Source organism: Caulobacter sp. FV1ye13L (genome assembly GCF_058681155.1).
Genome location: NZ_CM178732.1, coordinates 3992693 through 4014526 on the forward strand (window position 1 = coordinate 3992693; position 21834 = coordinate 4014526).

Annotated in this window: 16 protein-coding genes; 11 read left to right on the plus strand and 5 right to left on the minus strand. The window is 67.7% G+C overall.

Annotated features, from left to right (window positions below):
- The first annotated feature begins 111 nt into the window (after positions 1–111).
- From ACW176_RS19335 to ACW176_RS19375, 9 genes are all read left to right on the plus strand, one after another.
- On the plus strand, positions 112–3381 hold the full coding sequence (locus tag ACW176_RS19335; RefSeq protein WP_492110286.1) for an amidohydrolase family protein: 3270 nt from the start codon (positions 112–114) through the stop codon (positions 3379–3381).
- A gap of 141 nt (positions 3382–3522) precedes the next feature.
- Positions 3523–4596 carry an efflux RND transporter periplasmic adaptor subunit gene (locus tag ACW176_RS19340; RefSeq protein ID WP_492110287.1) on the plus strand — a complete coding sequence of 358 codons (1074 nt, stop codon included), beginning with the start codon at positions 3523–3525 and terminating at the stop codon, positions 4594–4596.
- 4 nt (positions 4597–4600) lie between these two features.
- Positions 4601–5806 carry an ABC transporter permease gene (locus ACW176_RS19345; protein WP_492110288.1) on the plus strand — a complete coding sequence of 402 codons (1206 nt, stop codon included), beginning with the start codon at positions 4601–4603 and terminating at the stop codon, positions 5804–5806.
- Positions 5803–6504, plus strand: a complete 702-nt coding sequence (locus ACW176_RS19350) for an ABC transporter ATP-binding protein (RefSeq protein WP_492110289.1) — start codon at positions 5803–5805, stop codon at positions 6502–6504. Before ACW176_RS19345 ends, ACW176_RS19350 begins: the two co-directional genes overlap by 4 nt.
- Positions 6505–7075: 571 nt before the next feature.
- Entirely contained in the window at positions 7076–7285 is a 210-nt protein-coding gene (locus ACW176_RS19355; protein WP_492110290.1) for a hypothetical protein, read from the plus strand.
- A gap of 68 nt (positions 7286–7353) precedes the next feature.
- Positions 7354–7926: a DUF2939 domain-containing protein gene (locus ACW176_RS19360; protein WP_419320848.1), complete on the plus strand. Its 573-nt coding sequence runs from the start codon at positions 7354–7356 to the stop codon at positions 7924–7926.
- Between the two features lie 79 nt (positions 7927–8005).
- The gene (locus ACW176_RS19365; RefSeq protein ID WP_492110291.1) at positions 8006–9511 is read left to right on the plus strand and encodes an esterase-like activity of phytase family protein; all 1506 of its coding nucleotides are present in this window, start codon (positions 8006–8008) and stop codon (positions 9509–9511) included.
- 37 nt (positions 9512–9548) lie between these two features.
- On the plus strand, positions 9549–10493 hold the full coding sequence (locus tag ACW176_RS19370; RefSeq protein ID WP_492110292.1) for an AEC family transporter: 945 nt from the start codon (positions 9549–9551) through the stop codon (positions 10491–10493).
- A gap of 68 nt (positions 10494–10561) precedes the next feature.
- Positions 10562–10939, plus strand: a complete 378-nt coding sequence (locus ACW176_RS19375) for a VOC family protein (protein WP_492110293.1) — start codon at positions 10562–10564, stop codon at positions 10937–10939.
- 66 nt (positions 10940–11005) lie between these two features.
- Here the strand turns inward: ACW176_RS19375 and alaS are convergent, their stop codons facing one another.
- Both alaS and recA read right to left on the minus strand, forming a co-directional pair.
- The gene (gene alaS / locus ACW176_RS19380; protein ID WP_492110294.1) at positions 11006–13654 is read right to left on the minus strand and encodes an alanine--tRNA ligase; all 2649 of its coding nucleotides are present in this window, start codon (positions 13652–13654) and stop codon (positions 11006–11008) included.
- Positions 13655–14670: 1016 nt separating this feature from the next.
- Positions 14671–15735: a recombinase RecA gene (gene recA / locus ACW176_RS19385; RefSeq protein ID WP_419251958.1), complete on the minus strand. Its 1065-nt coding sequence runs from the start codon at positions 15733–15735 to the stop codon at positions 14671–14673.
- A 254-nt stretch (positions 15736–15989) separates the two neighbouring features.
- Here recA and ACW176_RS19390 point away from each other — a divergent pair, with 254 nt between their 5' ends.
- On the plus strand, positions 15990–17594 hold the full coding sequence (locus tag ACW176_RS19390; RefSeq protein ID WP_492110295.1) for an EAL domain-containing protein: 1605 nt from the start codon (positions 15990–15992) through the stop codon (positions 17592–17594).
- A gap of 21 nt (positions 17595–17615) precedes the next feature.
- Here ACW176_RS19390 and ACW176_RS19395 read toward each other — a convergent pair whose 3' ends face one another.
- Positions 17616–19427 (minus strand): DUF885 domain-containing protein, encoded by a 1812-nt coding sequence (locus ACW176_RS19395; protein ID WP_492111973.1) that lies wholly within the window; start codon positions 19425–19427, stop codon positions 17616–17618.
- A gap of 131 nt (positions 19428–19558) precedes the next feature.
- Positions 19559–19945 carry a nuclear transport factor 2 family protein gene (locus ACW176_RS19400; protein ID WP_492110296.1) on the minus strand — a complete coding sequence of 129 codons (387 nt, stop codon included), beginning with the start codon at positions 19943–19945 and terminating at the stop codon, positions 19559–19561.
- A 68-nt stretch (positions 19946–20013) separates the two neighbouring features.
- On the opposite strand from ACW176_RS19400, the gene ACW176_RS19405 reads away from it, so the two are divergent.
- Complete coding sequence (locus ACW176_RS19405; protein ID WP_492110297.1) at positions 20014–20541, plus strand: GNAT family N-acetyltransferase; 528 nt, start codon at positions 20014–20016, stop codon at positions 20539–20541.
- A 4-nt stretch (positions 20542–20545) separates the two neighbouring features.
- Here ACW176_RS19405 and ACW176_RS19410 read toward each other — a convergent pair whose 3' ends face one another.
- Positions 20546–21637 (minus strand): branched-chain amino acid aminotransferase, encoded by a 1092-nt coding sequence (locus ACW176_RS19410; RefSeq protein WP_419320833.1) that lies wholly within the window; start codon positions 21635–21637, stop codon positions 20546–20548.
- Positions 21638–21834 lie beyond the last annotated feature (197 nt).

The window sequence follows — 21834 nt, forward strand, 5'->3', positions numbered from 1 at the left end:
CTCCCTCTGGGGGGAGCAACAAGATACAACAGCGCCCTCCGGGAAACCGGGGGGCGTTTTCTTTGGTCGGCGCTTCGCTACTCTCCACCGCGATCGAGGGAGAATCACCAAATGAAGCGCGTCCTGTTGGCCACTGCGGCCGTCCTGGTTCTCTCCGCTCCGGCCCTGGCCCAGACATCCGCCCCCGCGCCCGAAGCGGCCGCCAAGGCTGAAAAGCCCAAATGGGACGTGCGCAATCCGCCGGCGGGCTACACCAAGGACCTCAAGCTCGACGTCACCGAAGGCTCGTGGATGTCGCTGGACGTCAGCCCCGACGGCCAGGAAATCGTCTTCGACCTGATGGGCGACCTCTATGTCCTGCCGATCACCGGCGGCGAGGCCAGGAACATCGCCAGCGGCATCTCTTGGGATATGCAGCCGAAATACTCGCCGGACGGCAAGTCGATCGCCTTCACCTCGGATCGCGGCGGCGGCGACAATCTGTGGGTCATGGACCGCGATGGCGGCAATCCCAAGGCGGTGTCCAGCGAGAGCTTCCGCCTGCTGTCCCAGCCCGACTGGACGCCCGACGGCCAGTACATCGTCGGTCGCAAGCACTTCACCTCCAGCCGCTCGCTGGGGGCCGGCGAGATGTGGCTCTATCACCGCGCCGGCGGCAATGGCGTGCAACTGACCGAGCGCCGCACCCAGCAGAAGGACTCAGGCGAGCCGGCCTTCTCGCCCGACGGCCGCTACCTCTATTTCAGCGACGACGTCACCGAAGGCGGGGTGTTCGAATACAGCAAGGACCCCAACACCGAGATCTACGCCATCCAGCGCCTCGACCGCGAGACCGGCGAGGTGAAGAAGTTCCTGGGCGGGCCCGGCGGCGCGATCCGCCCCACCCCCTCGCCCGACGGCAAGTCGCTGGCCTTCATCCGCCGGGTGCGCTTCCAGTCGACCCTGTACGTGATGGACATCGCCTCGGGCCGCGAGACCAAGGTCTATGACCATCTCGACCGCGACATGCAGGAGACCTGGGCCATCCACGGGGTCTATCCGGCGATCAGCTGGACGCCGGACGGCGCATCGCTGGTGGTCTGGGCCGGCGGCAAGATCCGCAGGATCGACGCCAGGTCCCACGCCGTCACCGACATCCCCTTCCACGTCGCCGACACCCGCAAGGCCCGCGAGGCCGTGCGCTTCCCGGTCGAGGTCGCGCCCGAGCAGTTCGACGTCAAGATGATCCGCTGGGCCCGCACCTCGCCCAACGGCAAGACGGTGGTGTTCGAGGCCCTGGGCCATCTGTGGATCCGCGACCTGCCCAGCGGGGCCCCGCGCCGCCTGACCAAGCAATCGGACCACTTCGAGCTCTATCCGGCCTGGTCGCGCGACGGAAAGTCGATCGTCTACACCACTTGGAACGACGAGGACCTGGGCTCGATCCGGGTGATCCCGGCCGTCGGTGGCGAGGGCCGCAAGGTCAACAAAAACCCCGGCCGCTTCGTCGAGCCGGTGTTCTCCCCCGATGGCAAGACCATCGTCTATCGCGCCTCGACCGACGGCGTGCTGCTCAGCACCCTGTGGACCCGCAATCCCGGCCTCTATCGGGTTGCCACCGCCGGCGGCGAGGCGAGCCTGATCAGCGACAAGGGGGCCATGCCGCAGTTCGGCGCCGCCAATGACCGGGTCTATTTCAGCGGCCGCCAGGACAAGCTGGCCGCCCTGAAGTCGCTCGACCTGAACGGTCACGAGCCCCGCACCCACCTGACTTCGGAATTCGCGTCGGAGTTCGCCGTCTCGCCCGACGAGGCCTGGGTGGCCTGGACCGAGCGCTTCAACGCCTATGTCGCGCCCTTCCCCAAGACCGGGCGCGCCGTCAGCGTCGCCACCGACGGCAAGGCCCTGCCCCAGACCCGGGTGACCCGCGACGCCGGCGACTGGATCCACTGGTCGGGCGACAGCGCCACCCTCAACTGGGCCCTGGGTCCGCAGCTCTACAGCCGCGGCCTGAAGGACAGTTTCAGCTTCGTCGAGGGCGCCCCCGCCGAACTGCCCAAGCCCGCCGAGACCGGCATCAACCTGGGCTTCAAACAGGCCGCCTTCAAGCCGGCCGGCAAGCTGGCCCTGACCGGCGCCCGCCTGGTCACCCTGAAGGGCGACGAGGTCATCGAGGACGGCGTCGTGGTGCTGGACGGCGCCCGCATCGCCGCCATCGGTCCCCGGGGGTCGGTCACGATCCCGGCGGACGCCAAGGTCATGGATCTGGCCGGCAAGACCATCACCCCGGGCCTGATCGACGCCCACTGGCACGGCTCGATGGGCTCGGACGAGATCATCCCGCAGCGCAGCTGGGTCAATTATGCGGCCCTGGCCTTCGGCGTCACCACGCTCCACGACCCGTCCAACGACACCAGCGAGATCTTCGCCCATTCCGAGCTGCAGAAGGCCGGCCAGGTCGTCGGCCCGCGCATCTTCTCGACCGGCGCGATCCTCTACGGCGCCACCACGCCCTTCACCGCCAAGGTCGACAGCCTGGACGACGCCCTCTCCAACCTGCGCCGTATGAAGGCGGTCGGGGCCTGGAGCGTGAAGAGCTACAACCAGCCTCGCCGCGACCAGCGCCAGCAGATCATCGAGGCCGCCAACCAGCTGGGCCTGATGGTCGTGCCCGAAGGCGGCTCGCTGTATCAGGCCAACATGTCGATGATCATCGACGGCCACACCACCATCGAACACTCGATCCCCCTGGAGCGTCTGTATGCTGACGTTCTTCAGCTCTGGCCCCAGACCAGGGTCGCCTATACCCCGACCCTGGTGGTGGCCTTCGGCGGCAATGCCGGCGACAACTACTGGTACCAGGCCACCAAGGTCTGGGACGATCCGCGCCTGCAGCAGTACGTCCCCCGCCGCCTGCTCGACAACCGCGCCCGCCGCCCGGTCCTGACCCCCGACAACGAACTCAACCACATCGCCGTCGCCCGCGAGGCCACCCGCCTCAACCGCCTGGGCGTCTCGGTGCAGATCGGGGCCCACGGCCAGCGCGAGGGCCTCGGCGCCCACTGGGAAATGTGGAGCTTCGTCCAGGGCGGCATGACCCCGCTGGAAGCCCTGCGGGCCGGCAGCCTGAACGGGGCCCGCGCCCTGGGTCTGGACAAGGACCTGGGCTCACTGGAGCCCGGCAAGCTGGCCGACCTGGTGGTCTTCGACGCCAACCCCCTGACCGATATCCGCAACACGGCGAGCATTGCCTACACCATCGCCAACGGCCGGGTGTTCGACAGCAAGATGAACGAGGCCGGCAAGCCGGAACGGCCGCCGTTCTGGTTCCAGAGCGGGGATGGCGAGGCGCTGAGCGTGGAGGCGACGAGCACGGAGTCGCACAGTCACGATCGCGACTAGGGGGCTTTCGACGGCAGCCAAGGCCGCTCTGCAGGAGGCGGGCATCCGCCGCCGAGGGCGGCCGGGCCATTTGGGACCTTGCCATGCGGGGACCGGACGCGCAGGAGCAGGACACGTCCTGCTTCCGCGAGTGCTCTGATCATGCGCGCCATCCCAAGACCCTGGTTCTTCATCGTTGCGGCGGCCCTGGTGGTTGCGCTGACGGCGTGGGTCCTGGTCTCGCGACGGCCGCAACAGGTTGCGGTCGTTGTGATCGAGCCCCGCACCATCGAACAGGCCTTGTCGGTGGTCGGTCGCGCCCGCCCGGCCGAGCTCATCCAGGTCTCCTCGCCCAATCCGGGCCAGGTCATCAGCCTGCTCCATGACGAGGGCGACCAGGTTCTGCCCGGTGACCCGATGGCGGTGATCCTGGCGTCCGTCGAACAGGCCCAGACCGACGCCGACGCCGCCCGCGCCCGCGCCGCACGGGCCCAGGCCAAGGAAGCCCAGCTGGTCTATCAGCGCACCCGGACCCTGCATGAGCGCGGCTTTGCCGCCAAGGCGGCTCTGGATGCCGCAAAGGCGAGCCTTGAGACGGCCCAGGCCAATGTCGCCGCAGCGGATGCCGGCCTGCGGGCCTCGACCGAACGCTCGCGGGAATTCACCATTCGCGCGCCCATGGCCGGCGTGGTGCTGGTTCGTCCGATCGACAATGGACAGGTGGTGGCGGCGGGCGCGCCGCTGTTTCAACTGGGCTCGGCCAAGGGCGTCGAGATCCGCGCCGAGGTCGAGGAAGCCTATGCCGATCGCCTGTCGGCCGGCCAAACGGCTCGCGCGGCCCTGTCAGGATCGCCCGGCATCTTTGCCGCCCGCGTGACCGAGGTCTCGCCCCGGGTCGATTCAAGCACCGGCGGCCGAACGGTTCGTCTGGCGGCCGAAGACAGCCAGGCGCTGACCCCAGGTCGCTCGATCGACGTCACCATCGTCATTGACCAGCGCCAGGCTGCGATCGTCGTGCCGCGCAGCGCCGTCGTGGACGCCACGGCCGCGCCCAAGGTCTATGTCGTCAACGCCGCCAATCTGGTCGAGATCAGAAAGATCACCGTGGCGCGGTGGCCCTCCGTGCAGGCAATCGTCGAAAGCGGATTGAAGGCCGGGGACCGCGTCGTCCTGGAACCGACCTCGACCAAGCCCGGCGCGCACATCGAGCCTTTGGCGGCCAAGGCGGGCGGCTAAGGCCATGTTCGCCCTGAAAGTCGCCCGACGCTATCTGCTGTCAAACCCCTCGCAGACCCTGCTGCTGGTGGCGGGCGTCGCGATCGGGGTGACCGTCTTCGTGTTCATCACCGCCCTGATCGCCGGACTGGCGATCCTGCTGACCGAGCAGGTGACCGGCAAAAGCGCCCATGTCAGCCTGGAGCCGCCGACCCGCATTGCCCGGGTCCTGGCAGGAGCAGACCTGCCGGTGGAATCCGTGGCTCTGGTCTCCACTTTTCAGCGCCAGCAGATCCGCAACTGGCCCATGGTGCTCGAACTCCTGCGGGCAGACCCCAGGGTGTCGGCGATCAGTCCCCAGATCACGGGAAGCGCCGTCCTGGTGAAAAGCGAGGCGGTCCGGTCCGTCTCGATCGTCGGCGTCGACCCGCAGGGGATCGATGCGATCTCGCCGATTTCGCCCAGCATCATCGACGGCGATGGCGATCTGGGCGCCGATGGCCTGCTGATCGGCGCGCGCCTGGCCGAAGACCTGGGCCTCAGTGCGGGCCAATCCATTCTGCTGCGGACCGAGCGCGGCGTCGAACGCCAGCTCACCATCAAGGGCGTCTTCCGGACGGGCCTGCAAAGCCTGGACGAGCGTGTGGCCTTCCTGTCGCTGCAAACGGCACGGCCCCTGTTCGTCCTGCCAGACGGGGTGACCAATATCGAAGTCAAACTCAAGGATCCCAATCAGGCGCGCGCCATGGCGCGGTTCCTCGCCGATGCCACGAGCCTGCGCGCAACACCCTGGCAGGAGAAGAACACCAGCCTCGAGAGCGCCCTGGTCGCCCAGGGCCGAACCGGCTCCATGATCCAGGTCTTTTCGCTGATCTCGATCATCATCGGCATAGCCAGCGCCCTTGTGCTGTCCGCCTATCGGCGTCGCAGCGAGGTGGGGATCATGCGCGCGTTCGGCGTGCCGGGAACCTTCATCCTGTGGGTCTTCCTGCTCCAGGGGCTGCTGATCGGCCTGGTGGGCGCCTTGCTGGGTTGCGCCACCGGCTATGGTCTCTGCATCTGGCTGCAAGGCATTACCAACGCCGCCGGCGACTCGGTCCTGCCGATCGCGCCTGAGCGGGGCGGCTATGTGGCGGCGTTGGTGCTGACCACGCTGGGAGCGGTGATCGCCTCGATCCTCCCGGCGCGCGCGGCCTCGAAGGTCGACCCGCTGGAGGCCATCCAGCAATGACCCGCGTGCTGGAAGCCCTGGGCATCGAAAAGGTGTTCAAGAACGGGGACGAAGAAACCCGGGTCTTGAACGGGATCGACCTGACCCTCGACAAGGGAGAGCTCGTGGCGCTGCTCGGGGCCTCGGGGTCGGGCAAGTCGACCCTGCTGTCGATCATCGGCCTGCTTTTGCGACCCACCGCCGGAAGCCTGACGATCAGCGGCGAACGGATCGACGATTTCTCCGAACGGCAGCGGGCCCTGTTTCGAAACCGTCGACTGGGATTTGTCTTCCAGTTCCACCATCTGCTGCCCGACTTTACGGCCATGGAAAACGTCGCCTTTCCCGCCGCGGCCCCGGCCGGCGGCATCTCGCGCGAGATGCGTGAGCGTGCGCGGGACCTCCTGACCCGGGTCGGGCTGGAGGACCGCATCGACTATCCCGCTACCCGGCTTTCCGGCGGTCAAAAGCAGCGCGTCGCCATCGCACGGGCCCTGATGAACCGTCCCGATCTGATCATCGCCGATGAGCCGACCGGCAATCTGGATCGCGAGTCGGCTGAACGGGTGCTGGCCCTGATGCGGGAAGTGAACCGCGAGGACGGGGCCACCTTCCTGATCTGCACCCATGATGAAGGCGTCGCGGCAAGATGCAGCCGCCAGCTCACCCTGCGGGACGGAAAGCTGGTCTCGAATGTCAGCCGCGAAATCGACGCCTGAACCGCTGTCCCGCCGGCAAGCCTCGAACGGCCTGGACCGGGGCCTTCGAAATCGGTTCATCCACCCCCCTTCCCGCGCCTAACCCCCTGAAATCCCTGGCCCCAACCGCCCCAACGCCCCCGCGATAGCCGCCGCCGTATACTGTCTTCACCTCAGGGCGATGGGGAGGGCGCGCGGCCAGCGACCTTCGCGGCCTTGGGGTGTGGTCGAGCGGGGACAGGTTCGGGGGGGATACCCGGACGGTCCGGGGATCTGGTTGCTGGCCAGGCCCGCCCGCCGTCGGCGTGGATGAGGGCAGACGGGTGTGTTCATTAGTCATTTGCTTGGCTCGCCCGCCTCGACCGCCGGTTTCTTGCGGAAACGCGGGAGACCGGCTCCCGGTAAGGCCTGAACAGGGCCACCTGACGGGACGCTGACGGATAACGATCGCGCGGGGCGTCCGAGCTTCGTCGAAACGGTAATCTCCATTTCTTGTCCGGGCGTGGCCCGGCGCCCCGCACCCTCCCCGAACTTCGCAGCGAAAGCGCGGGGCGGCGCAGCCCTGCCTTCCGCCTTGAAACGGAACACCCTCATGCCCAATCCCCGCCCCGCACGCCCGATCCGCCGCGAAGGGATGTGCCGCTCAAACCTGCGTCGCCAACGCAACAAGGCCTGGCTCCAGAGGCGACTGGTCGAGAAACTTCTCGGGGTCGCCGACCTGATCGAACGCAAGCGCGCCGAGGGCGCCGCCGAAATGGCGTGCGTCTATCAGGGCGGCAAGCCGCCTGTGGGTCCCCCCTGACGCGAAGACGCTTGCGACGATGGGGCGAATACCCCTTCTATGCCGCGTTAACCATTCTGGGGCGCTCCATGAGTTTGCAGAAGCGGATCTGGGACCTGATCGTCCTGGGCATCTTCGTGTTCGCGGCGACCTTCGCCTCGGCGCCATGGTTCGCCTTCCGGGCCCTGAAGGCGGCAGCCCAGTATGAGGACGTGCAGGCGATCAGCGAGCTGGTCGACTTTCCGGCCGTGCGGCGCAGCCTGACCGGCCAACTGGTCGAAGCCGCCCCAGTGGCCCCGGCCGAGCCGCCCTCGATCTGGCGTGACCCGCTGGGCGCCATGCGCCGGGCCATCGAGCCGATCGCGCCGCCCGAGCCCAAGGTCGATCGCTATCTGACCATCGCCGGCATATCGGCCCTGACGCGGGGCTATGCGCCCGGCGCCGCGCCTGCCGGCCCGGCCCGTCCCGAAACCCTGACCGGCAAGCTGAAGGCCGTGGTCTCTGGCCCCTATCCGACCATTGCCTACTGGGATCCCAACCGCGTTCGCGTGGCGATGAAGCGGCCCGGCGACGCCAGGCGCGTGACGGTGTTCACCTTCCAGCGGCGCGAACTGTTCACCTGGAAGCTGGTGCATATTCGCCTGCCGCGCGAGGAGCGCTAGGCTCAGGGCCGGCGCTGTCACCGAAGCGTCAAGCAAGGCTGGTAACCGCGCTGGGACCCCTTTGCTGGAACCCATCGCCATGATCCGTCTTGCTCGTCTGCCGCTGCTCGCCGCCGCCTCGCTGCTGGTCCTGACCCCGGCGGCCGTGGCCCAGCCGACCGCCTATACCCGGCCCAACGTGGCGACCGCCGAGGGCGCGGTCACGGTGGAACTGGGCGGCGTCAAGCGGACCAATCAGGGTCTGGTCGGGGCCGGGCGCCTGTCGGCCGCGCTGCGCGACTTCAACGGCGACACCCTGGGCTCGTTCTCGGCCATGGCGATCAGCGACTGGCGTCGTCTGGCCGACGGGACCTATGCCGGCAGCCTGACCACCCTGCCCGATCGCGGCCCCAACGGGGTGGGCACGATCGTCGGCACCTCCGACTACGCCAACCGTCTGCACCGGTTCAGCTTCACCTTCGCACCCCATGCCGGAAGCGAGACCGTCGCGCCGGAACAGGTGAAGCTGACCCCGACCGGCGGCCTGCTGCTGAAGGACGCCAAGGGCCAGACCTTCACGGGCCTGGACCCCTCCGAACCCGCCGCCGCCGGCCGTATCAGCCTGGACAGCGAGGGCCTGGCCATGGCGGCTGATGGCGGCTTCTACGTCTCCGACGAATATGCGGCGGCCATCTACCGCTTCGACAAGGCCGGCGCACTGCAGGGCGTGATCGCCCCCGTGGCGGCCGTGGCTCCGATGAACGGCGGCGCCCCCATGCTGACCGGCGCCAAGGCCCCGGAAACCGGCCGTCGCAACAACCAGGGCATCGAGGGCGTCAGCATCACGCCAAACGGCAAGCATCTCGCCGCCCTGCTGCAGAGCGCAACGGTGCAGGATTCGGCTTCCGGCAAGGACGCTGACCAGAGCCGCGCCAATACCCGACTGTTCCTGTACGACATCCGCAAGTCCGCCACCCCGGCCGCGCCGGTCGCCGAATACGTTCTCCAGCTGCCGGTGTTCCGCAACAAGGGCGACGGCGCCGCGCCCGACAAGACCGCCGCCCAGTCGGAGATCCTGGCGCTCAGCGACCATCAGTTCCTGGTCCTGGCCCGCGACGGCAACGGCCGCGGCGGCGGCGCGACCCGCCCGGCCGTCTATCGCAGCGTGCTGCTGATCGACACCGCCGGCGCGACCAATATCGCGGGCACGGCCTATGAGACCTCGACCAAGCCGGTCGCGCCTAACGGCGTGCTCGAGGCTGGCATCGTGCCGGTGAAACAGGTGGAGCTGATCAATCTGATCCACCCGGCCCAAATGGCCCGCTTCGGCTTCAACCTCGACAACGCCGCGACCAACGCCTTCACCCTGCCCGAGAAGTTCGAGGCCCTGGCCCTGGTTCCGGCCCTGGATCCCAAGGCGCCGAACGATGCCTTCCTGTTCATCGGCTCGGACAACGACTTCCAGACCGCCACCGGCGTGGTCGGCGGCATCGCCTTCGACGCGGGGATCAAGGCCGCCGACGGCAGCGCGGCGGGCGACAATGACAATCTGGTGCTCGTCTATCGCCTGACCCTGCCGGGCTGGTCGGCCCCCGCCGGCAAGTGATAGAGCGAGGCGTCCTGCAACCACCAGAGAGCGCCTCGTGATCGATCTCGTGCTCGGCGTCCTGTCGCGGGTGCTGCCGTTCTTCCTGCTGGTCGGCGCCGGCGTGGCCCTGGTCCGGCTTCGACTGCTGGACGAGGGGATGTCGCGCGGCCTGTCGGCCTATGTGTTCTGGATCGGCTTTCCAGCCTTGCTGATCCATTCGCTCTCGCGAATCGGAACGCCGGGGCCGGCCCTGGCCTGGGGTCTGGCGGCTTTCGCCGGGGCGGCGCTGCTGGTCATGGCCGGGCTGCTGGTGCTGGGCCAGGTGCTGGGCTGGACGCGTGAGGAACGGGCCGGCGCCGCCCTGGCCGGCAGCCTGGGCAACAGCGCCTTCCTGGGCCTGCCCATCGCCGCCGCCGTGCTGGGCCCAGAGGCCGCACGCCTCGCGGCCGGCGTTGTCGCGGTCGACTTCGTGATTGTCGCCGCGACAGGCATCGCCCTGCTGGGCTGGGCCGCCGGGCGCTCGATCCCGGGATCAGTGTGGCGCGCCCTGTCCAACCCGGTCGTCGTCGCCTCGCTGATCGGCGTCGGCATGGCGATCACGGGCCTGACCCTCCCGTCGCTGCTGGATCGCGCCGTGGCCGCCGCCGCCGTCTCGGGCAGCCCGGTGGCGCTGGTGGCCCTGGGCGCGGCCCTGGCCCTGCGCTCAACGGATGTGGAGGCGGTCCCACGCTCCGGCCCGGTAATGGCCGCCGCCGTCGCCAAGCTGCTGGCCCTGCCCGTCCTGACCTGGCTGGCCGTAGGCCTGACCGACGCGCCGCTCGCCTTCCGGCTGGGGGCCACCCTGCTGGCCGCGACGCCGACGGCGGTCAATGTCTTCATCCAGACCCGATCCCTGAGCGTCTTCGCGCGGGGCGCGGCGCGGACCGTCGCCCTGACCACGGCCCTGGCGGTCATCACCTTGTCAGCCGTAGCGATACTGCTGACACAAGGTGTCAGCTAGTTCCCCCTTCGTTCTGGATTCCAGCGCCACTTCGCGGCTACTCTGGGTCACCAAGGAGGACACCAGCCATGATCCGCTACGTTACCATCGGCGCCAACGACCTGGACCGCGCCCAGACCTTCTACGACGCCATCTCCGCTGTGCTGGGCCAACAGCGCCTGTGGCGGCAGGGCGACTGGATCGGCTATGGGCCGGAAGGCGGCGACGCCAAGGTGTTCATCTGCAAACCCCATGACGGCCAGGCGGCGCGCGCCGGCAACGGCATCATGGTTGGACTGCAGGCTGAAAACACCGCCCAGATCGACGCCTTTCATGCTGCGGCCCTGGCCAACGGCGGCACGTGTGAAGGCCCCCCCGGCCCTCGCCCCGCCTATGGCGATGGCTACTACGGGGCCTATGTCCGGGACCCGGACGGCAACAAGCTCTCGGCATTCCTGAGCAGCTGATTGCAAAGACAAGCCCGCCGCCTCATCCGAGACGGCGGGCTTCCGTTTTCCTGGCTTCGACCGGTACTAGCCGGCGATGGCGGCCTTGATCGCATCCAGACCGGCCTGGGCCTTGGTCGCGTCCGGCGCGCCGCCCTGGGCGAAGTCGGCCTTGCCGCCCGCGCCCTGGCCGCCCATGGCCAGCACTGCAGCCTTGGCCAGCTCCGCCGCGCTGAAGCGGTCCGTCAGATCAGCGGTGACCGCGACCGTCACGGCGGCCTTGCCGTCGCTGGTCCCGACCAGGGCCACGACGCCGCCATTCGTCAGCTGCTTCTTGAACTCCTCGGCCACGCCGCGCAGTTCCTTGCCGCCGACGCCGTCCAGCACCTTGGCGATCAGGGCCGTGCCGCCCACGTCTTCCGGACCGGAGGCCGCGCCGCCACCGCCGCCCAGGGCCAGTTGCTTCTTGGCCTCGGCCAGCTGCTTCTCAAGCGACTTGCGCTCGGCGATCAGGGCCTCGACGCGAGCGCCGACCTCCAGGACCGGGGTCTTGAACTGGTCGGCCAGGGCCTTGGCGACGCCGGCCTGGTCCAGCAGGAAGCGACGGGCCGCCTCGCCGGTCAGGGCCTCGATGCGGCGAATGCCGGCCGCCACGCCCTGCTCCGAGACGATCTTGAACAGGGCGATGTCGCCGGTGCGGGCCACGTGGGTGCCGCCGCACAGCTCGACCGAATAGGCCTTGCCGGTCTCAGTCAGCGACTTGCCCAGGGTCAGGACCCGGACGCTGTCGCCATATTTTTCGCCAAACAGCGCCACGGCCCCGGCCTCGATGGCCTCCTGCGGGGCCATCTCCTTGGTCTCGGCCGGGACGTTCTGACGGATGACCTCGTTGACCTCGGTCTCGATACGCTCGATCTCGTCCGGCGAGAGCGGGCCGCCGTGGCTGAAGTCGAAGCGCATGCGCTCGCCATCCACCATCTGGCCCTTCTGGGCGACATGCGGGCCCAACACATGGTGCAGGGCGGCATGGACCAGGTGGGCGGCCGAGTGGTTGGAGCGGGTGGTGGTGCGGCGCGCGGCATTCACCGAGGCGACGACGCTGTCGCCGACCTTCAGGTCGCCGGCCAGCTCAACGCGATGCACATAGAGCTCGCCAGCCTGCTTCTGGGTGTCGAGCACGCGGCTCTCGCGGCCATTGGCCTCGATCACGCCGGTGTCGCCCGCCTGGCCGCCGCTTTCGGCGTAGAAGCTGGTGCGGTCCAGCAGCACCTCGACGGTCTGGCCGGCCGAAGCGGCCTGCGCCTCGGCGCCGTCGACCAGGATCGCCTTCACCACACCCGTGGTCTCGGTGTTGTCGTAGCCGACGAAGTTGGTCGGGCCCGAGCGTTCCTTGATGCCGAACCAGGCAGCGGCCGCGCCGGTCTGGCCCGAGCCAGACCAGTTGGCGCGCGCCATGGTGCGCTGGCGCTCCATGGCCACGTCGAAGCCGTCGGTGTCGACCTTGATGCCCCTGGCGCGCACGGCGTCCTGGGTCAGGTCCAGCGGGAAGCCGTAGGTATCGTAGAGCTTGAAGGCGACCTCGCCGTCCAGCACGCCGCCCGACGACAGGTTGGCGGTGGCTTCGTCCAGCAGGCCCATGCCGCGACCCAGGGTGACGCGGAAGCGCTCTTCCTCCTGGCGCAGGGTCTCGACGATCGAGGCCTCGGCGCGGCGCAACTCGGGATAGGCCTGGCCCATCTCGGCGACCAGGGTCGGGGCCAGGCGGTGCATCAGGGGCTCGTTGGCGCCCAGCAGATAGGCGTGGCGCATCGCCCGGCGCATGATCCGGCGCAGGACATAGCCGCGGCCTTCGTTCGACGGCGTGACGCCATCGGCCAACAGGAACGAGGACGAGCGCAGATGGTCGGCGATCACCCGGTGCGACGGCGCCTGAACGCCTTCGGCCTTCACGCCGGTCAGCTCGACGCTGGCGGCAATCAGGGCCTTGAAGATGTCGATGTCATAGTTGTCGTGCACGCCCTGGAGGACGGCGGCGACGCGCTCCAGCCCCATGCCGGTATCGATCGACGGCTTGGGCAGCGACAGGCGCTCGCCGCCGGCCAGCTGCTCGAACTGCATGAAGACCAGGTTCCAGATCTCGATGAAGCGGTCGCCGTCCTCATCGGGACTGCCCGGAGGGCCACCGGGGATGTGGGCGCCGTGGTCGAAGAAGATCTCCGAGCAGGGACCGCACGGGCCGGTGTCGCCCATCGACCAGAAATTGTCGTTGGTGGCGATGCGGATGATGCGGTCGTCGGACAGGCCGGCGATCTTCTTCCAGAGATCGGCCGCCTCGGTGTCGGTGTGATAGACCGTGACCAGCAGCTTGTCCTTGGGCAGGGCGAAGTCGCGGGTCAGCAGGGTCCAGGCGTGGGTGATCGCCTGTTCCTTGAAGTAGTCGCCGAACGAGAAATTGCCCAGCATCTCGAAGAAGGTGTGGTGGCGGGCGGTGTAGCCGACATTGTCCAGGTCGTTGTGCTTGCCGCCGGCGCGGACGCACTTTTGCGAACTGACCGCGCGCGGATAGGCGGGCGTCTCGGCGCCGGTGAAGGCGTTCTTGAACGGCACCATTCCGGCATTGACGAACAGCAGGGTCGGATCGTTCTGCGGCACCAGCGGCGCCGACGGCGTGATCGCGTGATCGGCCTTGCCGAAATAGTCGAGGAAGGTTCCGCGGATCTCGTTCAGGCTGGGCATGGGCGTCTCAAGGATCTCGATAGAGTCCGGCTGTCCGGAGGTTGGCGCTGCATAGCGCGGTTTTCGGCGGAGTGGAAACCGCGTTGGATGTAGGGAGGCGGTGAGGCCGTCCAAAGGGCCGTCGTGGCTTGCACTTTCCAGCTCAGGGCTGCCGCGCAGCCACCTTTCCCCTCCGGGGGATCGCCGCAGGCGTGGAGGACGCCAGTCTGGCGGGCATAGTTTCGCAACCTCACGCGAAATCTCGCTGAAGGGATGAAAGGGTCGCGGAGCGTCCGGACTGCGTCCGGATGAGAAATAGAATAACCGTTTCGACGAAGCCGAGCGCTCCGCGCGACCGTTTTCCGTCAGCGTCCCGGCGGGTGGCCCAGTTGGGGCCTTACCAGAACCCGGAAACCTCGGTTTCCCGAAGTCCCGAAGGTCGGGGGGCGTGGGGCCAATTCTGACCAACACTCGCCTTGATCCCCATCCACGCCGACGGCGGGCGGGTCCTGCAACGCCAGGATCCCCGGACGCGCCTCAGTATCCCCCTGAAGCCCAGTCCCGCTCGATCACCCCCCGCCACCGCAATGGTCGCTGGCCTTGCGCCCCTTCCTCGCGACGAGGTGGGACAAGAATACGGGAGGTTTCAGCGCGTCTGATTGGCGCGATCAACTATTTTACAAGCCGTTGATTGGGCGGGAGTTTGTTCTGAAACGAACGGGGATTGAACACGGTCTATCCCCTCAAGTCCTCCCCCTGGCGGGGGAGGTGTCGGACCCTTCGGGCCGACGGAGGGGGAAGTGCTGCTGACGCCTTGCGGTCTTCCCTCACCGGCCTCCGGCCGCCTCCCCCTTCAGGGGGAGGACTTGGCAGCGCGTCCCGCTCCAAAACGAAGTCGGACGCCTGGCATGGGGGCCAGGCGTCCGGGGGATCGCGGCCTTCGCGGCGGGAGGCCACGGGCGTCAAGAGTGGCGGGATACGCCGTAGCCAAGCGAAGGTCGCGAAACCTGTCTGTCGTCTTCGAAAAGGCCGAAGGCCTATTCGTCGCCGTCCTCGGGACCGCCGACCAGCAGCTCTTCCTCGATCTTCTGGGAAGACTTGCGGACAGCCGCCTCAATCTCGTTGGCCAGATCCTTGTTGGCCTTCAGGAACTCGCGGACATTGTCGCGACCCTGGCCGATACGCTGGCTGTTATAGGAGAACCACGAGCCGGCCTTGTCGATGACGCCGGCCTTGACGCCCAGGTCAATGATCTCGCCCAGCTTGGAAATGCCCTCGCCGTACATGATGTCGAACTCGACCTCGCGGAATGGCGGGGCGACCTTGTTCTTGACGACCTTGACGCGGACATTGTTGCCGATGATCTCGTCGCGGTTCTTCACCGAGCCGGTGCGGCGGATATCCAGGCGCACCGAGGCGTAGAACTTCAGGGCGTTGCCGCCCGTGGTGGTCTCGGGGCTGCCGTACATCACACCGATCTTGTGACGGATCTGGTTGATGAAGATGACGATGGTGTTGGTCTTGTTGATCGAGCCGGTCAGCTTGCGCAGCGCCTGGCTCATCAGGCGGGCCTGAAGGCCGGGCAGGCTGTCGCCCATCTCGCCCTCGATTTCCGCCTTGGGGGTCAGGGCCGCGACCGAGTCGATGACGACCACGTCGACGGCGCCCGAGCGCACCAGGGTGTCGGTGATTTCCAGGGCCTGCTCGCCGTTGTCGGGCTGCGAGACCAGCAGGTTGTCGAGATTGACGCCCAGCTTGAAGGCATAGCCCGGATCGAGCGCGTGTTCGGCGTCGACGAAGGCGGCGGTGCCGCCGGCCTTCTGGACCTCGGCCACCACGTGCAGGGCCAGGGTGGTCTTGCCCGAGCTTTCCGGACCATAGATCTCGATCACCCGCCCCTTGGGCAGGCCGCCGATACCGAGCGCGATGTCAAGGCCGAGCGAGCCGGTGGAGACGGACTCCATCTCGACCTTGCCCTTTTCGCCCAGCTTCATCACCGAGCCCTTGCCGAACGCCCGGTCGATCTGCGCCAGCGCCGCTTCTAGAGCGCGCTGCTTGTCGCCGTCTTCCTTACCCACGAGTTTCAAAGCCGCCTGGTTCATTGGAGATGCGCCCTTATTCCATGATTCCACCCGGCCAAGCCGGGCTTCGCGTTTCACGCGCCCATTGATCGGTGGAACACTCAAAGTCGTACCGGCTTTGTTCCGTGTTCGCAAGATGTTCTTTTCGACATGTGCTCGTGTTCCAGTCCCCGGATCGGGGATGTGCGGCCCTTTGCCGCACGCCTTATCTCGATCGAGAAACACGTCCTTAAGGCCCGCGTGCGACGGTTTCGGTCGTATGGGGGAGTTGCGCCTTGTCGATTGATCCACGTCGCCTGCTTGGACTGGCGTTCGCCAGCGCTGATCTGCTGGTCGAGATTCGCGAGGGGAAAATCTGCATGGCCCTGGGCGCGGCGCAGCGCATCGTGGGCCAAAGCGAAGCGGCGCTGACCGGCAAGACCTGGCGCGACCTGTTCGCCCCCTGCGACCAGCCACTGATGGATGCGATCTTTGCCTGCGCCGATGACGGCGCGCGCAGAGGCCCCGTCGTGGTCAGCCTGGCCGGCCCGACGGAACGCCACGTCAGCGTGGTCATGCGGGCCCTGCCCGAGAACGGTGGCCGCCTGTCCTGCGCCTTGACCTCGAGCCAGGCGCCCAGCCCGCCGCTTACTCACGAAGGTCTGCATCCGCGCGAATCGTTCGAGGACATCGCCAAGGGACTGTTTGAGGCAGCCAGGGTGACCGGGATCGAACTGGAACTGGCCATGGTCGAGTTCGCCGGTCTGGGCGACCGGCGCGCCGCCCTGCCCAGCGCCGAAGTCGAGGTTCTGGACGCCCAGGTGGCCGGCGCGGTGCGCGCCGAGTCCCACGGCGGCTCGGCGGCCACGCGGCTGTCGGACGACCGTTTCGCCATTCTGCGCGCCAAGGACGAAAGCACCGATGGCCTGACCCGCCGTCTGAGCCAGGTGCTGGCGCTGGACGCCACCGCCCATGTGGTGTCGCTCGAGGTCGGCACGGCGTCGGCCCGCGCCATGCGCGCCTTGCGCTACGCCCTCGACGACTTCCTGAGCGAAGGCCTGAAGGATGCTCCGCCGATGAGCCTGGCCGAGGCGATGAACCGCTCGGTCAAGCGCACCCTGGCGCGGGCCGGCGCCCTGGGCGTCGCCGTCAGCCAGCGCCGGTTCAATCTGGCCTACCAGCCTGTCGTCAATCTGATGACGGGGCTGGCCCATCACCACGAGGTGCTGGTGCGGTTCGAGGATAGCGCCAGCCCGTTCGCCCTGATCCGGATGGCCGAGGAATTCGACCTGATCGAGGAACTGGACAACGCCATCGTCGAACAGACCGTGCGTCGTCTGGCGCAGGACCGGTCGGGCGAGATGAAGCTGGCGGTCAATGTTTCGGGACGCACGATCGTCAACGAGAGCTTCGTCGACAATGTCTCTCGCACCCTGGCCAAGTTCGACCAGGCCAAGGGGCGGCTGATCTTCGAGATCACCGAGAGCGCGGCCATCGACGACCTGCCGCGGGCCAACCGCCACATCCAGGCGCTGCGTGGCCTGGGGTCGCTGGTCTGTCTGGACGACTTCGGGGCGGGAGCGGCCTCGTTCGCCTATCTGCAGGAACTCAGCCTCGACATCGTCAAGATCGACGGTCGCTATGTTCGGGAACTGGCCGGCAACGGCCGCGACGGCGTGATGGTGCGCCGACTGGTCGAGATGTGTCGCGACCTGAAGATCCGCACGGTCGCCGAGATGGTCGAGACGGTCGAGGTCGAGGACGTCGTGCGCAACGCCGGCGTCGACTTCGCCCAGGGCTGGCTGTTTGGCAGACCGGCGGACCAGCCGCTGCCGGCGCTGAAGCCGGCAGCGATCAAGCCCATAGCGCGGCGCGCCGGGGCGTCGGAGAGCTGGGGCTAGTCCCCTGCTCTCCTGCCCGTCCTACTTGCCGGCCTTCTTGGCGGCGATGTAGTCGTCGACCACAGATTCCAGCACGGTCAGCGGAGTCATGCCTGACAGCAGGCCCGCATCGTGGAACTGGCGGATGTCGAACTTGGCGCCCAGGGCCTTTTTCGCCTTCTCGCGCGCCCGCAGCCAGACGATCTTGCCGATCATGTAGCTGCAGGCCTGGCCCGGCCACACGCAGTAGCGTTCGATCTCGGTGACCGCGCCGCTTTCCTCGTCGCCCATGGTCTCGGCCATGTACTTGATGGCCTGCTCGCGGCTCCACTTCTTGTGGTGCATGCCGCTGTCGACCACCAGGCGCACGGCGCGGAACAGGGCGTCGTGCAGCATGCCGATGTGACCGCGCGGGTCGGTCTTGTAGATGCCCATCTCGACGGCCAGCTGTTCGGAGTACAGCGCCCAGCCCTCAGCATAGCCCGAGAAGCCGATCACCTTGCGGATCAGCGGCAGGCCTTGCGCCTCGTTCGACAGGGTCAGCTGCAGATGGTGGCCCGGGACGCCTTCGTGCACCGTCAGGGTGGTGAGGGTGTACTTGGCCTGTTCCTTGGTGTCGCGCAGGTTGATCCAGTAGATGCCCGGGCGCTTGCCGTCGAGCGAGGGCGAATTGTAGTAGCCGCCCGGCGCGCCGGCCTCGATGGCCTTGGGCACGCGGCGGATCTCCAGCGGGGCCTTGGGCAGCTGGCCGAAATAGGCGGGCAGCTGCTTTTCGATCCACTTGGCCTTGACGTTGAGGTCAGCGATCAGCTGCTCCTTGGCCGCGTCGGTGTTCTCGTAGATGTCCTTGCCCAGCTCGGCCATGCGCTCGCCGACCGTGCCCTTGGACATGCCCATGGACTTGAAGATCTTGTCGGCCTGGATCTCGATCGACTTGACCATGTCCAGACCCAGCTGGTGGATCTCGTCCGGGGTCAGGGTCGCGGTCGTATAGTTCTTCAGCGAGGTGGCGTAGTAGTCGCCGCCGTCCTTCAGGCGCCAGACGCCGGCGTCATGGGTGGCCTTTGGCCGCACGCTTTCCAGCAGGGCGATCTGGCGCTTCAGGGCGGGCAGGACCGAGTTCAGATAGACCTTGGTGGCCTCGCCGGCCCAGTCGCCCTCGATCTTCTTGTCAGCGGTGCGGCGCACGATCGACTTGATCAGCGGGGCCTCGGCCAGCGGCGTGTCGGCGAAGGACTTCATCTGGATGAGCGCCTTGTCGATCACGAAGTCCGGCGGGATCACGCCGTCGGCGTAGTCGCGCTTGGCGATGATGGTTTCCTGATCCATCAGGCGGGCGAAGCCCTCCATCCGCGACAGATAGGCGTCGGCGTCGGCCTTGGTCTCGATGGCGTGCTGGGTGTCGAGGAAGTCAGGCATCTGCTGATAGCTGCCCGTCAGCTGGCTCAGCACATAGGGGGCGCCCGAACCGCCGCCGGCATAGGTGAACTTGCTGCCCTCGTCCTGCACCGCCAGGGTGAACTCGACGGTGTCGTAGTTGATCGCGTCCATGCCCGACATCGACTTGCGGTCGATGGCGCGCAGGGCTGCGAGCATCTGGCGGTTCTGCTCGGCGCTGGCGGCGATCGCCTCGAACGAACGGTCGCTGAGCAGGCCCTTGGTCCAGGCCAAATCGCCCTTGTCCAGACCCAGGCCCGTGGCCAGCTCCGGCGACTGCCGCAGCAGCTTGGCCATGGCGTCGTCGAACAGGGCGTTCATCTTGGCCACTTCGCCATTGGCGGGCGCGGCGCCTTGAGCGAAGACGAGCGACGGCGCCGAGGCGGCGAAGCCGGCCGCGACGGTGGAGAACAGCATCTGACGACGGTTTTGCAAGGCGAGACCCCTAAAGAACGTTTTGTTGGGCGAATGCGTAGGCCCAGAGCCCGATGTCCGTAAATTAATTTCTCTTAATGCGCGGCCGGACAAAGGCCCTGATGTCGAAAAGATCAGTCGCCGCGATCCAGGGTCACATAGAGCTCGCTCTCGATCACCCACTGGCCCGTGACCTTCTTCCAGACCGCCAGATAGGTTCCCGACTGATCCGGCGCGCCCTTCCAGGACCCGACCCAGCGCCCATGCTCGGCGGCGCGCAGACCGGCGCTATCGAGCTCGACGCGCTCGCCGGTGCGGACATAGGCGATGAAGTCCGGATCGCGGAACTGGACGTCGAAGGCGGCGATCACCTCGGCGGCGCCCATCAGCAGTGAGCCGTCGCCGGCGATCAGCCTGACCTGCGGATCAAAGAACGGCGCCAGCCGCGCGGCGGTCTTTCCCGCGATCAGCTTGTTGGTCAGCTTGCGGCGGGCGGCGATGGCGTCTTGAGGCGTGGTCATGGACTGGTCTCGTAAAACGGTCCTGGCGGTGTAGCGTGTCGCCTCACCGCGCCGCAAACAGAGTCGCCATGTCGTCGTCCCCGCCCGTGATCGTCACCCAACGCCTGACCCTGAAGGCTTCCGAACTCAGCGACTTCGACGACAGCGTCGCCATGTGGTCGGACCCCATCGTCACCCAGTTCGTCGGCGGCCGTCCCTCGACACCCGAGGAGAGCTGGGCGCGGCTGCTGCGCTCGCGCGGTCTGTGGCCGCTGCTGGGCTTTGGCTACTGGGCGGTGCGCGAGACGGCGACGGGCCGCTATGTCGGCGAGGTCGGTTTCGCCGACTTCCACCGCGATGTTCAGCCCACCTTCTTCGGACAGCCGGAGATGGGCTGGGTGCTGGCGGCCTGGTCGCACGGGCAGGGTTTTGGCACGGAAGCGGTCACGGCGGGCCTGGCCTGGATCGACCAGGCGCTGGCCCCGCCGCGCGTGCCCTGCATCATCGACCCGGGCAATGCCGCGTCCCTGGCCCTGGCCCGCAAGACCGGCTTCAAGGTGGTGACCCACACGTCCTACAAGGACGCGCCGATCATGCTGCTGGAGCGAACCCGATAGACGTCTAGACCGGGTGGACCCAGCCATAGGGGTCGGCCGTGCGGCCGCGCTGGATGCCGATCAGGGCGTTGCGCAGTTGCTCGGTCGTCTCGCCCTCGGCGCCGTTGCCGATCGTGAAGTCGCCCGAAGAGGTCCGCACCGTGCCGATGCCGGTCAGCACCGCGGCGGTGCCGCAGGCGAAGACTTCGCGCAGTCGGCCGCTGGCGGCGTCGGCGCGCCACTGGTCCAGGGAATAGGGCTCTTCGCGCACTGTGATCCCCTGGTCGCGGGCCAGGGTGATGATCGAGTTGCGGGTGATGCCGGGCAGGATGGTGCCGCCCAGCGGAGGCGTCTGCAGGCTGCCGTCGTCCATGCGGAAGAAGACGTTCATGCCGCCCAGCTCCTCGACCCAGCGGCGCTCGACCGCGTCGAGGAACACCACTTGATCGCAGCCGTGGGCAATGGCTTCGGACTGGGCCAGCAGGCTGGCCGCATAGTTGCCGCCGCACTTGGCCGCGCCGGTGCCGCCCAGGGCCGCGCGGGTATAGGTCTCCGAGATCCAGACCGAGATCGCCGAGGCCTTGTTCTTGAAATAGGCGCCGACCGGCGAGGCCAGGACCACGAACAGGTATTCGGACGCCGGCTTGACCCCGAGGAACACCTCGGTGGCGAACATGAAGGGCCGCAGATACAGGCTGCCCTCGCCTTCGGGGATCCAGTCGCGGTCGATGGCGATCAGTTGCTCGACGGCCTCGACAAACAGGTCTTCCGGCAGCTCGGCCATGGCCATGCGGCGCGCCGAGTCCTGAAAGCGGCGGGCGTTCTCCTCGGGCCGGAACAGGGCCGCGCCGCCGTCGGCGGTGCGATAGGCCTTCATGCCCTCGAAGATTTCCTGGGCGTAGTGCAGCACCGAAGAGGCCGGATCCATCGGGATCGGAGCGCGCGGCTCGACCCGGGCGTCATGCCAGCCTTCGGCCTGATTGTAGCGGATGGTCACCATGTGGTCGGTGAACACCCGGCCGAAACCCGGATCGGCCAGCAGGGCGGCGCGGCGCTCGGCCGAGGTCGGTGCGGGATGCGTGATATGCGCGAACGAAGAGGTGGCGGCTGAGGTCATGTGGCGCGGGGCTCTCGCTCGGGAAGATCGATCGCGGCGCGAGAACGCCGCAGCGATGGAATGGATATGGCACACGCCCCGCGTCAAGAGCCATGGACGCAAAGACCGCTTCCGACCTGCCGATCGACCTCCCGCCATGGGGCCTGCGCGGCATGAATGCCGCACTCGGTCTTGCCTTGGCCAGACAGACCGCCTCG

Coding starts and splice junctions, on each gene's coding strand:
- ACW176_RS19345 (WP_492110288.1), top strand. CDS start 4,601: ATGTTCGCCCTGAAAGTCGCCCGACGCTATCTGCTGTCAAACCCCTCG.
- ACW176_RS19355 (WP_492110290.1), top strand. CDS start 7,076: ATGCCCAATCCCCGCCCCGCACGCCCGATCCGCCGCGAAGGGATGTGC.
- ACW176_RS19405 (WP_492110297.1), top strand. CDS start 20,014: ATGTCGTCGTCCCCGCCCGTGATCGTCACCCAACGCCTGACCCTGAAG.
- ACW176_RS19400 (WP_492110296.1), bottom strand. CDS start 19,945: ATGACCACGCCTCAAGACGCCATCGCCGCCCGCCGCAAGCTGACCAAC.
- ACW176_RS19410 (WP_419320833.1), bottom strand. CDS start 21,637: ATGACCTCAGCCGCCACCTCTTCGTTCGCGCATATCACGCATCCCGCA.
- alaS (WP_492110294.1), bottom strand. CDS start 13,654: ATGCCCAGCCTGAACGAGATCCGCGGAACCTTCCTCGACTATTTCGGC.
- ACW176_RS19365 (WP_492110291.1), top strand. CDS start 8,006: ATGATCCGTCTTGCTCGTCTGCCGCTGCTCGCCGCCGCCTCGCTGCTG.
- recA (WP_419251958.1), bottom strand. CDS start 15,735: ATGAACCAGGCGGCTTTGAAACTCGTGGGTAAGGAAGACGGCGACAAG.
- ACW176_RS19375 (WP_492110293.1), top strand. CDS start 10,562: ATGATCCGCTACGTTACCATCGGCGCCAACGACCTGGACCGCGCCCAG.
- ACW176_RS19360 (WP_419320848.1), top strand. CDS start 7,354: ATGAGTTTGCAGAAGCGGATCTGGGACCTGATCGTCCTGGGCATCTTC.
- ACW176_RS19340 (WP_492110287.1), top strand. CDS start 3,523: ATGCGCGCCATCCCAAGACCCTGGTTCTTCATCGTTGCGGCGGCCCTG.
- ACW176_RS19335 (WP_492110286.1), top strand. CDS start 112: ATGAAGCGCGTCCTGTTGGCCACTGCGGCCGTCCTGGTTCTCTCCGCT.
- ACW176_RS19395 (WP_492111973.1), bottom strand. CDS start 19,427: ATGCTGTTCTCCACCGTCGCGGCCGGCTTCGCCGCCTCGGCGCCGTCG.
- ACW176_RS19350 (WP_492110289.1), top strand. CDS start 5,803: ATGACCCGCGTGCTGGAAGCCCTGGGCATCGAAAAGGTGTTCAAGAAC.